The organism is Tenebrionibacter intestinalis, assembly GCF_016632365.1.
GTDB lineage: Bacteria > Pseudomonadota > Gammaproteobacteria > Enterobacterales > Enterobacteriaceae > Tenebrionibacter > Tenebrionibacter intestinalis.
Genome location: NZ_JAEPBH010000034.1, coordinates 1 through 13,907, shown reverse-complemented (window position 1 = coordinate 13,907; position 13,907 = coordinate 1). Strand labels below are relative to the sequence as shown.

13 protein-coding genes are annotated in these 13,907 nt (G+C 53.6%); 5 read left to right on the top strand and 8 right to left on the bottom strand.

Translation table 11 applies throughout. The annotated features are described in order from the left end of the window. Window position 1 precedes the first annotated feature (1 nt). The gene (locus tag JJB97_RS13085; protein ID WP_238714440.1) at window positions 2-469 is read right to left on the bottom strand and encodes an Lrp/AsnC family transcriptional regulator; all 468 of its coding nucleotides are present in this window, start codon (window positions 467-469) and stop codon (window positions 2-4) included. 161 nt (window positions 470-630) lie between these two features. On the opposite strand from JJB97_RS13085, the gene JJB97_RS13080 reads away from it, so the two are divergent. Then, entirely contained in the window at window positions 631-1,260 is a 630-nt protein-coding gene (locus JJB97_RS13080) for an NUDIX hydrolase (protein WP_238714439.1), read from the top strand. 125 nt (window positions 1,261-1,385) lie between these two features. Here JJB97_RS13080 and JJB97_RS13075 read toward each other — a convergent pair whose 3' ends face one another. From JJB97_RS13075 to JJB97_RS13060, 3 genes are all read right to left on the bottom strand, one after another. Continuing rightward, window positions 1,386-1,808 (bottom strand): DoxX family protein, encoded by a 423-nt coding sequence (locus JJB97_RS13075; RefSeq protein ID WP_238714438.1) that lies wholly within the window; start codon window positions 1,806-1,808, stop codon window positions 1,386-1,388. A 69-nt stretch (window positions 1,809-1,877) separates the two neighbouring features. Continuing rightward, window positions 1,878-2,702 carry an arylamine N-acetyltransferase family protein gene (locus JJB97_RS13070; RefSeq protein ID WP_238714437.1) on the bottom strand — a complete coding sequence of 275 codons (825 nt, stop codon included), beginning with the start codon at window positions 2,700-2,702 and terminating at the stop codon, window positions 1,878-1,880. A gap of 829 nt (window positions 2,703-3,531) precedes the next feature. Continuing rightward, window positions 3,532-3,759, bottom strand: a complete 228-nt coding sequence (locus tag JJB97_RS13060) for a DUF465 domain-containing protein (RefSeq protein ID WP_399198528.1) — start codon at window positions 3,757-3,759, stop codon at window positions 3,532-3,534. Window positions 3,760-4,335: 576 nt separating this feature from the next. Between JJB97_RS13060 and nfsB the strand changes: the two genes are divergently transcribed. The 3 genes from nfsB (at window position 4,336) to JJB97_RS13045 (ending at window position 8,269) form a co-directional block, all read left to right on the top strand. Further along, window positions 4,336-4,980, top strand: coding sequence for an oxygen-insensitive NAD(P)H nitroreductase (gene nfsB, locus JJB97_RS13055; protein ID WP_238714435.1), 645 nt, complete (start codon window positions 4,336-4,338; stop codon window positions 4,978-4,980). Between the two features lie 350 nt (window positions 4,981-5,330). Beyond that, the gene (gene ansP / locus JJB97_RS13050; RefSeq protein WP_238714434.1) at window positions 5,331-6,785 is read left to right on the top strand and encodes an L-asparagine permease; all 1,455 of its coding nucleotides are present in this window, start codon (window positions 5,331-5,333) and stop codon (window positions 6,783-6,785) included. Window positions 6,786-7,366: 581 nt separating this feature from the next. Further along, complete coding sequence (locus tag JJB97_RS13045) at window positions 7,367-8,269, top strand: endonuclease/exonuclease/phosphatase family protein (protein WP_238714433.1); 903 nt, start codon at window positions 7,367-7,369, stop codon at window positions 8,267-8,269. 522 nt (window positions 8,270-8,791) lie between these two features. Here JJB97_RS13045 and JJB97_RS13040 read toward each other — a convergent pair. From JJB97_RS13040 to JJB97_RS13030, 3 genes are read right to left on the bottom strand one after another with little or no spacing between them, the layout of a single operon-like run. After that, on the bottom strand, window positions 8,792-9,601 hold the full coding sequence (locus JJB97_RS13040; RefSeq protein ID WP_238714432.1) for a putative hydro-lyase: 810 nt from the start codon (window positions 9,599-9,601) through the stop codon (window positions 8,792-8,794). Then, on the bottom strand, window positions 9,598-10,371 hold the full coding sequence (locus tag JJB97_RS13035; RefSeq protein ID WP_238714431.1) for a LamB/YcsF family protein: 774 nt from the start codon (window positions 10,369-10,371) through the stop codon (window positions 9,598-9,600). Before JJB97_RS13035 ends, JJB97_RS13040 begins: the two co-directional genes overlap by 4 nt. Before the next feature lie 7 nt (window positions 10,372-10,378). Next, window positions 10,379-11,623 (bottom strand): NRAMP family divalent metal transporter, encoded by a 1,245-nt coding sequence (locus tag JJB97_RS13030; protein ID WP_238714430.1) that lies wholly within the window; start codon window positions 11,621-11,623, stop codon window positions 10,379-10,381. Window positions 11,624-11,944: 321 nt separating this feature from the next. On the opposite strand from JJB97_RS13030, the gene JJB97_RS13025 reads away from it, so the two are divergent. Then, a complete protein-coding gene (locus JJB97_RS13025) occupies window positions 11,945-12,601 on the top strand; it encodes a GntR family transcriptional regulator (RefSeq protein ID WP_399198539.1) in 657 nt (218 codons plus the stop codon). 39 nt (window positions 12,602-12,640) lie between these two features. Here the strand turns inward: JJB97_RS13025 and yncE are convergent, their stop codons facing one another. Beyond that, complete coding sequence (gene yncE, locus JJB97_RS13020; protein ID WP_238714429.1) at window positions 12,641-13,705, bottom strand: 7-bladed beta-propeller protein YncE; 1,065 nt, start codon at window positions 13,703-13,705, stop codon at window positions 12,641-12,643. Between the last annotated feature and the right edge of the window lie 202 nt (window positions 13,706-13,907).

Here is a 13,907-nt window from a genome sequence, read left to right as displayed (position 1 = left end):
CTCAGGGCAGCGGGATTTCGGTCGTCTGCTTGATTTTTTGCATCGGAATATCGGTTTTGATACTTTGCACGCCGTCAATACGCGTCAGGTGGTCAATCTGAAAGCGACGATAAGCATCCAGATCGGCGATGATAATGCGCAGCAAAAAATCGCAGTCGCCCGCCATTAAATGGCATTCCACCACTTCCGGAAGTTGCCCGACTTCTCGTGCAAAATGGTTGACCGTTGCGGCATCCTGACTCTTCAACCACATCCGTGAAAATACCGTTAACTTTAGCCCCATCGCCGCAGGATTGAGAATGGCCACGTAACGATCGATTATCCCGGCCTCTTCCAGCAGGCGCACACGCCGCAGACAAGGTGAAGGTGAAAGCCCCACTTTTTCAGCCAGAATGTTGTTGGCAATCCGCCCTTCATGCTGCAATGTTTTTAAAATACGGCGATCGATTTCATCAAATGTCCAGGCCATTGATTTTTTTTCCGTTAACTTTCCCGGCATTAGGTGATAACAGTTTACGCCAGCGCTTTGGCAGGAAGGTGAAAAATTTCACATTTTCAACGTCGGCGGAGTGCTGTAAAAATGCCAGGCCGGTGATAGTCTGCACTTCAACATTTGTTATTGAGGTTTTTATGTCAAAGGAGCTGCCATTATCCCCAATTGTACTGGTGCAACAACTTCAGGCGCTGTCGCAGACCGGCCTTACTTACGCCCGGGATGTACACGATATTAAACGTTATGAATCGCTACGCGAGATTGCGACAAACCTGATGACGCAACTGCTGGAGATGGAGCCTCACGTTGTGCTTGGCCGCGTTTATTGCGCCCAGCAGGGGTACGCCACACCAAAAATCGATGCCCGCGCCGTGATCGTTTGCGATAATAAGGTGCTGCTGGTAAAAGAAGCGGATGATGGCGGCTGGAGCCTGCCGGGAGGCTGGGTTGACGTCGGCGACAGCCCTTGCGGCGCAATACGTCGTGAAGTCTGGGAAGAGACCGGGCTTGAAGTCGTCACAAATCGGCTGATTGGCGTATGGGATCGCAACCAGCACGGTCACCCGCCCTATCCGTGGCATGTGTACAAACTGTTTTTCCATTGCACAGAAACCGGCGGTTCGCTGCAACCAGGCGAAGAGACCGCTGACATGGCCTATTTCTCGCTTGACAACCTTCCCCCGCTTTCGCTTACGCGCGTAGTGCCGGAGGAGATTTTCACCAGTATGCGAATCATTAATGAAAACGGAGAGCCCTGGTGCGACTGAATATGCCTGCAGGCCGCGCCGGCGCCGGAATCAACCCGATTGTTGCGAAGTGAATAAACCGGATGCTGCCAGTCATACTATTAAAGCGGCGCGCTGACGGCAGCTCCTCGGGTAGGGCAAACCATTTAGCGGCGATCGAGAGAATACCGCCCCGGGTCCGTTATAATCAGTAGAATAAACGCAGCGGCAATGCTGATATTTTTCCAGAAATTAATCATGTTGGGCTCCACCATATCACCGGTCATACGCCAGTACGTATGCCCTATCAGTGCAGTGCCAATGGTGTATAGCGCCAGAATCAACGCAATCGGACGGGTAAAAAAACCGATGGCGATGAGCACTGCGCCTAATACTTCCGCCAGGACCGAAATGGCAGCGGCCAGCACCGGAAGCGGAGCGCTGAGCATCGTCATGTATTGTACCGTGCCGCTGAAGTTAATGAGCTTCGGCAGTCCAAAAATAAAGTACAACGCAACCAGAGCCAGTCTTGCTATAAGTAACAGTAGCGGCGTAGCGCCGTTAAAATCGAAATACCTGAATCTGTTCATTTGCATGTCTCACCGCTTAAGCAGAACGGGTAATTTTAAAGATAATACATCCCCGTTGATTGTGTCAGATTACCCACAGCGCTTTAGCACGCTTTGTAGCTCCTGAAGGCGAATGCCGTACTGCGCATGGTCAAGGCACAGACCAAAATCCTGCTTCAGACTCCGAAAGACCTGCTCTGGCGTTAGCGTTTGTTCGGCTTCACTACCGTCCGGCGCGCGGCGAGTCAGGCGGCAATTTAACAGGCGCAACTGGCCGCCATCCGTTAACCAGCGGCTAACCATCAGGTGGCGGAGAAAGTGGGAATCCGGCCAGGTTGAAACAAAATGGTTAGCCATTAAATAGTCGCTGAAGTACGCGCGTGATTCATCAAACAGGTAGAGGCGCTGCCAGGCGTTGTGTTGGTGCGCCAAAAGCAACCAACCTTCCGGCGTGTTATCCAGCCGGTACAATCCATGCGCCGTGCGCTGCTCCTGCCCGGCGCAAAGACGTATTGGGGTGCTGAGACTGGCGCCGCCAAAGCCGACATCGGCAAGCCAGCGTTCTGCGGCAAACGTGACGCACAGCATGCGATGCGTGCGTGGCGGCATTGTGGCTGGCCCGGCCATCACAACCCGTGCCGCCAGGCTTTCCACCTCAAATCCCAGCGCCTCAAGCGCCTGCTGAAACAGGCCATTTTGCTCATAGCACCAGCCGCCGCGCCTGGCATGCACCAGTTTGGCAAACAGCGCTGTTTGATCGATATGCACCGTTCTGCCGAGCAACACGTCAAGGTTTTCAAATGGAATAGCGCAGGCGTGGCGTAAATGCAGTTCACGCAACGTCGATACACCAGGCTGCGGTACAGCATGCGGCCAGCCGATACGGGTCAGATAGTCACTCAGACTAAATTCCATGATTAGTCCACCATAATATCCGTTGCGCGCCAGCAACTCAGGCAATGCGCGCAAACGCAACACAATATCAAACAAGTTTGGCGTACTTTTATAATTATGCCTCGCCGGGCGGCTCTGCTGCCGCGCTTGTCACGCGGTTGCCTTCCAGTTCGGCTCCCTTCAGGGCGGTGTCGCACCGTAAACGGCCGTCAGCCGCGCATCCCCGCCGTTTTCAGCGCAGCGCCCGCTGCCGCCTTCGCGCGGGCAACCCCGTTCAGCGCGCTGCCCGCCATGCCAGAGAGCGCCAGCGTCAGGCCGCAGCGTTGCTGCTCAGATACTATCTGCGTGCTGTGGCTGTTTTCGGCTGCGGTGATGTTCACGTCGCTGCCGGCAAGCGCCATATCCTTACCGGCAAACAGTTTGCTGCCGTGCACGTTGAGCAGGTTTCCCGCAAAGAGCGNAAACAGTTTGCTGCCGTGCACGTTGAGCAGGTTTCCCGCAAAGAGCGCCAGACTGCCCTTTTTCACGTTGCTGTCGTCCGTCTGCGTGGTTTTCTGGCTGGCCCTGCCCACCGTGAATCCCAGCCCGCCGCTGTACACGGCGCTGGCCACCTCCTGCGTCTGCGTTTTCAGGTTGCAGGCAACGCCACAGAAGCAGATGAATAATATAGTGAAATTTCCCCCTTATAATCTGATGGTTGCGCTTATCGGCTTCTCTGAATAGCAATAAGAGCTCTATTTATGCTGTAAAAATTTATGTATTACTGGTTTTAAATTGCGCCAGCATAGCAGGCGGCAACAAAAAGCCCGCAAACGCGCGGGCCTGTGAAGAGAACAGATATTTAACCGTATTACGATGCGGCGTTATCCGCCTCTTTTAACATTTCCCAGAGCGTTTCCTTTAATTTGAGTTTTTCCTTTTTCATGGTTGCCACTTTATCGCAATATCCGCGCCCGTCCGGATGCTCAAGCTGGGCAATATCGTGATCCAACTGGTTATGCTTTTCAAACAGCGAGCGGAAACGTGGATTGCTTTCTTTCAGTACAGTGATCAATTGACGGTATTCAGGAAACATCATATCGCTCCTTGTGTTTAACATTCCTCACTCTAAAAAGGGTTAGCACTTCCACCGAAACCTGTCATATGGAATACACAAAAATGTGGCAGCGATCATAGCGCGTAAATTTTATCGTTTCGCTCTGTTTGGAGCAGGCGTATGTTTAATAAGTTAATCTCTTCCTTGCTATGTCAGAATACGTGCGACATCTCCCGGTAAGGAACCCATGACGCCACGCGTTAAATCCACCATTCCCAAATACGCCAGCAGAGATGCCGCAGGCCTGGCGCCTGACGCGTAGTTCTGGAGAAGACAAGCCTTACGTTAACAAACCTGCGCCCTGGTCCGAGGATTCACAGTATTTCGAGCGGCGACAAAAACATTACATCACGATTTTTATGCTGGCCGCAAAGCGCCTTTAGCCGCAAAAGCGCGCCGGCTGGCTATGGTGCGCTCCTTATCTCCCGCCCCCTGCTTTTACCGCTGGCAACGCCTATTGAAGAATGGGATATTGAATGGATTATGCGGCACAGATCGGGAAACAATGCGCCATAAAAACTTTTACATTTTACTTTTTAACGCGTTAAGAGGACGTTTATGGATATTACCAGGATTATTCGCTCACGTTACACCAGCAAGGCCTACACCCCTGGCCGGGGATTAACGGATGAGCAACGCGAGCAGCTTCTGGAACTGTTGCATCTTAGTCCGTCGTCAGTAAATTCGCAGCCCTGGCACTTTTTTGTCATAGAAAGCGCCGAAGCGAAGGCGCGTATACTGCCGGCATTTAACGAAGCTAATGTCGCTAAAGTGCAAAACGCCGCAATGGTGGTGGTGTTCACTATCCGCACGGAGATGAGCGAAGATCATCTGCATGCGCTGTTAGCAAAAGAGCAGCAGGATGGCCGCTTTAGCAGCGAAGAGGCAAAAGCCGGGCAGGATGCAGGCCGCCGCTATTTCGTCAAACTTAACAGCGGTTCTTTGGAACAGCAGCGCAACTGGATGGCGCGCCAGGCCTATCTGTCTCTGGGGTTCCTGCTGCTCGGCGCAGCCAGTATGGGACTTGGCGCAACCCCTGTTGAAGGCTTTACGCCGCAGGCGATGGATGAGCTACTGAACCTACACGAGCAGGGCCTGCAAAGCGTTGTAGTCGCGACAATCGGCCATCGCAGCGAGGAAGATTTTAATGCGCGCCTGCCCAAGTCGCGCCTGCCGCGTGAAAGCGTCATTACGCGGTTATAGCGCGTCTGCCAGGGCCGCAGCCCTGGCATAAGCATTATGATTTTTCCTGTTATCCTGTTTTGCCGCCCTTTTTTCGCATTATTAAACTATAAAATAACATAAAGGTAGTTTATTAAACTGATCTTTACCGTAATTTTGCGCGGGATATCGCTATTTATGTCGGATCTGCTGCGGCAGATTTTGCGTCGGATGCCGTTTACGGGTAGGATTCAACGCCAGTTTTTTCCTCACAGCAAAACAAAATCCCGGGGGCGATACCGTTTGCCAACGTGCTTTACCGTGAAAAGCAATCGTTTGTACGGGAATGCGCCGTAACGCTACCGGTTCGGACAGGAACTCAAGGAAACACCATGAAAACAAAAAAAGACATAGCAGGCGGGCATAACGATGCAAAGCGTCGCTGGCTAAATGCCCACGATTCAGGCTACACCCGGGCAATGGGCAACCGCCACGTGCAGATGATCGCGATTGGCGGCGCGATTGGTACCGGCCTTTTTCTTGGCGCCGGGGCGCGCCTGCAGGCCGCAGGCCCGGCGCTGGCATTAATTTATCTGGTTTGCGGTATTTTTTCGTTTTTTATTCTGCGCGCGCTCGGCGAACTGGTATTGCACCGCCCTTCCAGCGGCAGTTTTGTCTCTTACGCCCGTGAATTTATGGGAGAAAAGGCTTCTTACGTGGCAGGCTGGATGTATTTTGTCAACTGGGCGATGACCGGCATTGTGGACATCACCGCCGTGGCGCTCTATATGCATTACTGGGGCGCATTTGGCGACGTTCCCCAGTGGGTATTTGCCCTTGGCGCATTGGTGATTGTCGGCACGATGAATATGATTGGCGTAAAATGGTTTGCCGAAATGGAGTTTTGGTTCGCGCTAATAAAAGTGCTCGCCATTGTCATCTTCCTGGTCGTGGGGGTGGTATTTCTCGGCACAGGTAAAACTATTGACGGGCAGGCGACGGGCCTGCATTTGATTACGGATAACGGCGGCATTTTTCCGCACGGCCTGCTGCCCGCGCTGGTGCTGATTCAGGGCGTGGTGTTTGCCTTTGCCTCTATTGAGTTAGTCGGCACGGCTGCCGGAGAATGCAAAGATCCGCACAAAAACGTACCGAAGGCTATTAACAGCGTTATCTGGCGTATCGGCCTGTTCTATGTGGGATCGGTGCTGTTGTTGGTGCTGTTACTGCCGTGGAACGCCTATCAGCCAGGGCAAAGCCCGTTTGTGACCTTCTTTTCAAAGCTGGGCGTGCCTTACGTAGGCAGTATTATGAATATTGTTGTACTGACGGCTGCGCTCTCAAGCCTCAATTCCGGCCTTTATTCCACCGGCCGTATTCTGCGCTCAATGTCGATGGGCGGTTCAGCGCCGGCGTTTATGTCAAAAATGAGCAGCAACCACGTCCCCTATGCCGGAATACTGGCGACTATCGGCATTTATGTCATTGGCGTGTTTCTTAATTATCTGGTGCCGACGCATGTGTTTGAGATTGTGCTTAACGTTGCTGCGCTGGGCATTATTACAGCCTGGGCGTTTATCATTCTTTGCCAACTGCGCCTTCGTCAGGAAATTAAAAAAGGCAATTGTGCCGACGTAAGCTTTAAGCTTCCCGGCGCGCCGTTTACTTCCTGGCTAACGCTGCTGTTCCTGCTGGCGGTACTGGTGCTGATGGCGTTTGATTACCCAAACGGCACCTACACTATCGCCGCTATTCCTGTACTGGCAGTGATGCTTATTCTCGGCTGGTTTGGAGTGCGTAAACGCGTACATGCCGTTGCCAGTACCGCGCCGGAAAAGGTGACATAATGCGCTAATGTTATTAAAAAACGCGCTTTCCCGGCGCGTTTTTTATAGCGTCATACTGCCTCCGCCTGCCTCCGCCGCCCGGCACGGGATAAGGCTCATCTGACTGTTCTTTCCTGCGCCTGTAGCCGGGTTTGCGCGGCATATTGGCGCGACAACGGGCGCTGCCTGCGTGACGACAAAGAAACAGGAAGCGCTGTGATTTCCTTTCACTGGAACAGCACGCATCCGCTTATGTAACATGCACAAGCGAGATCCCCAAGGCGTACTGCTGAATTCAAAGGGAGGTCTGCTTTGATTTTAGCAAAATTCAGAAAGTATAACTTTCTCATATAGTTATTAAAAACCAAAGAGATATAGCATTTACATGGTTTTATTTAACGGGTTTGCCGCCGCTTATTTATTCTACGACGTCATCGTTAACACCATATGCGTTGGATGCGCGCTCCTGTATCCGTAACGCAGGTCAACCAGGGTACTTAATTTTCATTACGTCAAAAGTTTGTGCTGAATATCACAATAATACGCATCTTCTATCTGTACTCTTAGCGCGCATCAGCTTTTAACCAGGGGAAGACGTAACTATGAAAAAAATCGCTACCGTTGCCGCCGTTGCGCTCGGCTGTATGGCTATCAATACGCAGGCCAGCGAAACGCTGGGGGGTAATGAAATACTTGCGGTGCAAAAAGGCGGAGTTGCCAGTAAAACGTATGCAAAGGGAAAGCCGCATCTGCGAATCGCCACCTACAATATTGGCAAAAACGAAGCCGCGGATAACGTCGCTGATTTCACCGCGCTTAATTCCGCCATTAAGCGTATTAATGCCGATATTATCGCCGTTCCTGAGGTGGATAATAAAACTCAGCGTAGCCAAAAAATCGATCAGTTAAAAACTCTCGCAGAAGCCAATAAAATGCATTATGCGTTTGGTAAGGCGCTGGATTTTGATGGTGGCGAATACGGCCTGGGGCTGTTGTCAAAATATAAAATTTTGCATTCTCAGGTAGTGAAATTACCGTCCGGTGATGCCGAGCAGCGCGTCGTCCTGTTGGCGCAGGTAGACGTTCCCGGATTCGATTCCGCGCCGATAATCATGGTAACGCATCTCGACTGGCAAAAAGATCCTACTGTTCGCACAGGGCAGGCTCGCTATCTGCTCGATCTCAGCATTGGCGATGCAGGCTCTGATTTTAAAGATATCGCCTCGTCCATAAAAATCCTTGCGGGGGATTTTAACTCAACGCGTGATGAGCAACCGCTAAAGGAAATACGCTATTTCTTTAATGAAGTGGCGAAGCAGGGAACCGATACGCGCAGTTGGCCTGCGGTGAATCCTGCCATTGATATTGACCACATTTTTACCTTTAAGGGACAAAAGTGGAATGTGAAAAATTTAACCATCCCTGCTAACTCGCCGGAATTTAACTGGTCTGCGGCAAGCGACCATCTGCCGGTGATTGCCGATCTGGAGCTGACTGAGCAATAAACACTGCTCTTAACCGGCTGCGCTAAAAAGGGAACCCCGCAGGTTCCCTTAGCGGGATAACAAAGAGAAAACCGCTTTCTTACTTTGCCGCTGTCAGCACATAATTTCGCGAAACGACGCAATGACCCGCAAGCGAATAACGGCGCCAGGCGGAATTTGCCCGGCGAAATCCAGATGATAATCAACCACAGCGCCAGCGCCCGGATACCGCCGCCAGGCGGCCTGACTTAAGAAACAGTGCCGGCAGGAACCTGCCACGGCGGTGACGCGAGGCGCATCAGCGCATCGTAAGTGAACCTGTCGCTACACGGGCGGGAAGAACGTCAAATGTGACAACGTCACCTTCAGTGCGCACGTCAACCTTACCGCTCGCGCCAACAGCGCTGATAATCAGCGGCTGATGCACAAACCTGCTTATTGAATCATTTCAGCCGCCTGCGTGCTCGCCCGATTCAGGGGCGAGCGCTGCATGGCGCTACATGCCAAAGCCGCTGCCCGGCTATCCGCCGGTGTAAAACGCACTTAGCCTTCCTGCCAGGCACTGTCTGGCACATCGGTAATGAACATATATCCCGGCGCATGGCTGAGAGCGAACGGCACGCCAGAGCGCATTACCGCTGCCTGCGGCGTTACGCCACAGGCCCAGAACACCGGTATTTCGCCCGGTTCAATGCGTACCGGATCGCCAAAGTCTGGCTGCATAATATCGCGTATTCCCAACCGTGCCGGATCGCCCACGTGTACCGGCGCGCCATGTACCGCAGGAAAGCGCCCGCTAATGATCACGGCATCCGTCACGCGTTCAGCAGCAATGGGCCGCATAGAGACGACCAGTTCGCCCTGTAACCGCCCTGCCGGGCGGCACTGTTGATGCGTTCTGTACATTGGCACATTGCACCCATCGGTGATATGGCGAATCTCAATGCCAGCTTCGCGCAGCGGTGTTTCAAAAGTGAAACTACAGCCAATAAGGAATGTCACCAGATCCGGATGCTTCGCCCAGAGCGCGCTGGCATTCGTCGTTTCATCCACCAGTTGCCCCCGCTCCCATACGCGATAACGCGGGATATCGACGCGCAGATCGGCCTCCTGCGCCAGCGCGGTATGAAATCCTCCGGCCTCAATGACGTCCAGCACCGGGCAGCTTTTCGGGTTACGTTGCGCATAAAGTAGAAAATCAAATGCCCAGTCGCGCGGCAGCGAAATCATGTTGCATTGCGTCATACCCGGCGCCATACCGGCGGTAGGTTTGTTATAGCCGCTGCGAATACGCGCACGCGCCTGACGGGCAGCCTCCAGGGCTGCGGCGCTGGCCTTGATAAAGGGGTTCATTCGCCCTCCCTGGCGGCAAAAGCGCGTATAATAATGCCGTTATGTTCCAGCAGCGCACGAAGCTGGCGCGCCATATCAATCGCGCCGGGGCTGTCGCCGTGTACGCAGATGGAGTCGGCCGCGATGGGGGTAAATTTTCCTTCAATAGAGATCAGGCCACCTTCGGTGATAAGTTGCAACATGCGCAAAGCCACCTGCTGCGGATCGTGCAGCACCGAGGCGGCTTCGCGACGCGATACCAGCGTGCCATCGGCGTGATAGGCGCGGTCGGCAAAGGCTTCCGCAATAACTTTTAACCCCTGCTCACGCGCAAACGTCGCCAGCGGGGAACCGGCCAACACAACCAGCGGGAGCGCGGCATCTACGGCCTTAATGGCGTGAATCACCGCCAGCGCCTGGCGTTTATCGTGGGCAATGGTGTTGTACAGCGCGCCGTGAGGTTTGACATAGCGCACTTCGGTGCCCGCCGCCCGCGCCAGCGCCTGAAGCGCGCCAATCTGGTAGATAACGTCGGCGGTCAGTTCGTCACTGGCGATATCCATATTACGGCGCCCGAAACCAACCAGATCCGGATAAGCGACATGCGCGCCCGCTACAACGCCATTTTCCCGCGCAGCGTTGAGAGTGGCCAGAATACCGGCAGGATCGCCTGCGTGAAAACCGCAGGCGACGTTCGCACTGCTAACCACAGGCAGGATTGCGGCGTCATCGCCCATACGCCATGAACCGTAGCTTTCGCCCAGATCGCTGTTTAAATCAATCTGTTTCATTCACGCCTCACACCACTTTCAGGAAATTGAAAATCGCGCTCACCGACATGGCCCCCATATACCAGGTAAGCAGACAGATAACCAGCCCGCTCCACAATAACCAGCGGGGATAATGGTATCCGGGCATCAGATCGGCGCGCCGCCAGCCGACGTACAGGAACAGGCTCATACCGACCGGCAGCACCAGGCCGTTAAAACCGCCTGCAAACACCAGCAGCGCCGCAGGCGCAGTTCCCATCAGCAGGTAAATGACTAACGATACGGCAATAAACACAACGGTGGCGATGCTGCGCTGGCGCTCAGTCAATGTCGGACGAAACACCGTCATGAACGATACCGAGGTATAAGCCGCGCCAATTACGCTGGTGATAGCCGCAGCCCAGAGAATAAAGCCAAAAATACGCAGGCCAAATTCACCGGCGGCATACTGAAACGCCTGCGATGCAGGGTTAGCATTATGGGCAGACAGATCAATAGACGCGCCGCTGGCCACTACGCCGAAAATGGCCAGAAACAGGATATAGCGCATAACGCCCACAACCAGAATCCCCTTGGTGGCCGCTGATGAAACCTCATGAATATGATCCGGCCCCACGGCGCCTTTATCCAGCAGGCGGTGCGCGCCAGCGTAGCTGATATAACCGCCAACGGTACCGCCCACAATGGTGGTAATGGTGGCGAAGTTAATCTCGTCAGGCAGCACGCTCTGGCGCAGCGCTTCACCCAGCGGCGGCTGGGAGACAATAGCGACATACAGCGTCAGGCCAATCATAATCAGCCCAAGCACAATCATCATGCGATCGATAGCCACGCCCGCCCGTCGCGAGGAGAAAATATAAATCGCCAGCAGCGCGCTCAGCAGCCCGCCCCATTTAGGATCAAGGCCAAGCAGCGCATTAAGACCCAGCCCGGCGCCGGCAATATTGCCAATGTTGAATACCAGCCCGCCGAAGATAACCAGCACCGCCAGCAGATAGCCGCTGCCGGGCAGCGCCGTGTTGGCAAGCTCAGCGGCGCGCATACGCGTTAGCGTTACCACACGCCAGATGTTTTGCTGCACAAAGTAATCAATAACGATTGAAGCCAGGATACCGAATGCAAACGCAGCGCCCATAGTGGCGGTAAAAGTGGCCGTCTGAGTAATGAACCCTGGCCCAATGGCCGACGTCGCCATTAAAAAAATCGCCGCAATCAGCGACGAGCGGCGCGGATTGATAAACGATTTTTTGTTTTTAGCTTCCTGAGCAGACATGGACGTCTCTCCTGTTGTTGTTTTATCCGCATATGCCTTAGCAATATGCGGGCCATCGTTGTGTTAAAAAGTGTTATTTTTAAATAATCATATTTTATTGTTGAACAATAACCTATATCGACCCATCGCAGTTGGCAACCTGCGCAACTCAGTGAATCAGAAAAGCACGAAACCGATCGCTCTTACATACAACCGTATGCTCAACGCACTGAAGTAGTGCAAGCGCACAGTCCGTATCACCATTATGGTGCATGATGATGGCGATTGCCGGGCGTACAGGCGTATGTAACTATTACCGCCTGGCATAAACGGAGCGTGAAGATTGTGAAAAAAGTGGAGCCGACGCTACTGCATGAAAAAACGGCGGAGATAATTCGTCAGAAAATTGTTGGTGGCGAACTGGCTGCGGGCAGCCGCCTTTCAGAAACGGCGTTAAGCAAACAGCTTGCCATTTCACGCAATACGTTACGCGAAGTATTTCGCCTGCTAACCCAGCAGGGACTGTTACGCTATGAACCTAATCGCGGGGTATGCGTAGCCCGCCCGGATATGGCCGCCATTGTGGATATTTACCGCCTGCGCCGCCTGGTTGAGTGCAGCGCGTTGCGTAACGCCTGGCCATTGCACCCCGCTATGGAAAAGATGGCGGCAGCGGTGTCTCTGGGGCGGGAACGGAGCGCCGCACAGGACTGGACCGGCGTTGGTACGGCAAATATGCAGTTTCACAGCGCGATTGTCGATCTGGCCGACAGCGAAAGGCTAAACCGTCTCTATCGCAATATCTCCGCCGAGCTGCGGCTGGCGTTTAGCCAGCTTAATGATGCCAGGCTTCTGCATGCGCCCTACGTAGAGAAAAACGGCGCCATTCTCGCCCTGCTTACCGCCGGGCAGAATGAGCAGGCAGTACAGGCGCTGTCGGTATATCTGGAAGTATCAGAAAGGACTGTACTGGCCGCGCTGTCGCGCCGCGGTTGGTAAAGGAGAAGCGCAGGCGCCAACTGCGCCTGCGCTGCGGTGTTACTGGAGCGCGATGCGCACAATATCATCCGGCTCAGCGGCCTCTTTCTGGCGGCTTGAGGCCTGCTTCACGCTCACATACAGCGTCTGGCCGTCTGCCGACAGCAAAAGGCTGTTCGGATGAGTCGGCGTTTGAAAGGTTTTGGTTACCGTATACGTTTTGGCGTCAATTACGCTGACGCTGCCTGCCTGGCGGTGCGTAACGTACACTTCATTACGTACCGGGTTGAATAATACGGCCAGCGATGCCGGGACATCCACCTTTTTAATAATATCGCCATTGCGGGTATCCACGACCAGCAGCGCCGCGTTCTGCGAGTCTGTGATAAATGCGCGGCGCCCGGCTTTATCCAGGCTGATATTCAACAACATGCGCTGCGCATCGTCGTGAAACAATTTTTTACGCGACAGTACGCTATTGCTGGCGGTGTCGATGGTGATGAATTCACCGTCTGCATTAGTGGTGTACAGGCGGTTTATGTCGCTGTCGATGGCAAGCCCGGTATTCATTTTGCCAAGGCCGGTAAGCGTGGCACGCAGCGTCAGTGTCTCGCCATCAACCACCCAAAGCACGCTCGACTCGCCCAGCCCGCCGATGTAGAGCGTGTTAGTGTTCTCATCCACCACCAGTTCGCGCGGCGCCAGCGGGCGCACATCTTTGCTGCGTTTGCGTGCGTCCAGTATCAGACGCCCCGTCACATCGCCGGTTTTTGCATCAATCGCGGTTACCGCGCTGCTGGTTGTATTACCAAAATAGAGCACGCCGGTTTTGCGGTTAACGGCTGCCCCAAATGGCTTGAGGTCATTATGGATTATCCGGGTAACGGCCAGGGTTTGAGGATCGAGGCGATAAACCACGCCGCCCTTATCCAGTGAACGGCTCTGCGATGTTGCAACAAACAAGCCGGGCTCTACCGGGTTGAGCACCATCTCATAAGCGCCTTTACCAACCGGCTGGCGCAACATTTCCTGCGCTGCGACAGCCTTCGCAGCGCAGGACAGAAGGAGTGCGCCCATAAGTAACGCGCCGGGTCTGAATGTTGTGGATAAAGAACGTAATACCATAGTTAATCCCTTTCAGCACAAGAAGGTTAAGGCCATTTTACACTGGATACTGGCAGTAATGTGGAACAGTACTACTACACAGCCACAAATGAGAATAATAATCATTATTTTTCATTATGGAAGCGTTTTTTTCCCTGCATTAAGGCTTACCTGCTACGGACGCAAATAAATATCCTCCGGCATAGCCGGAGGTTTTTCAGAT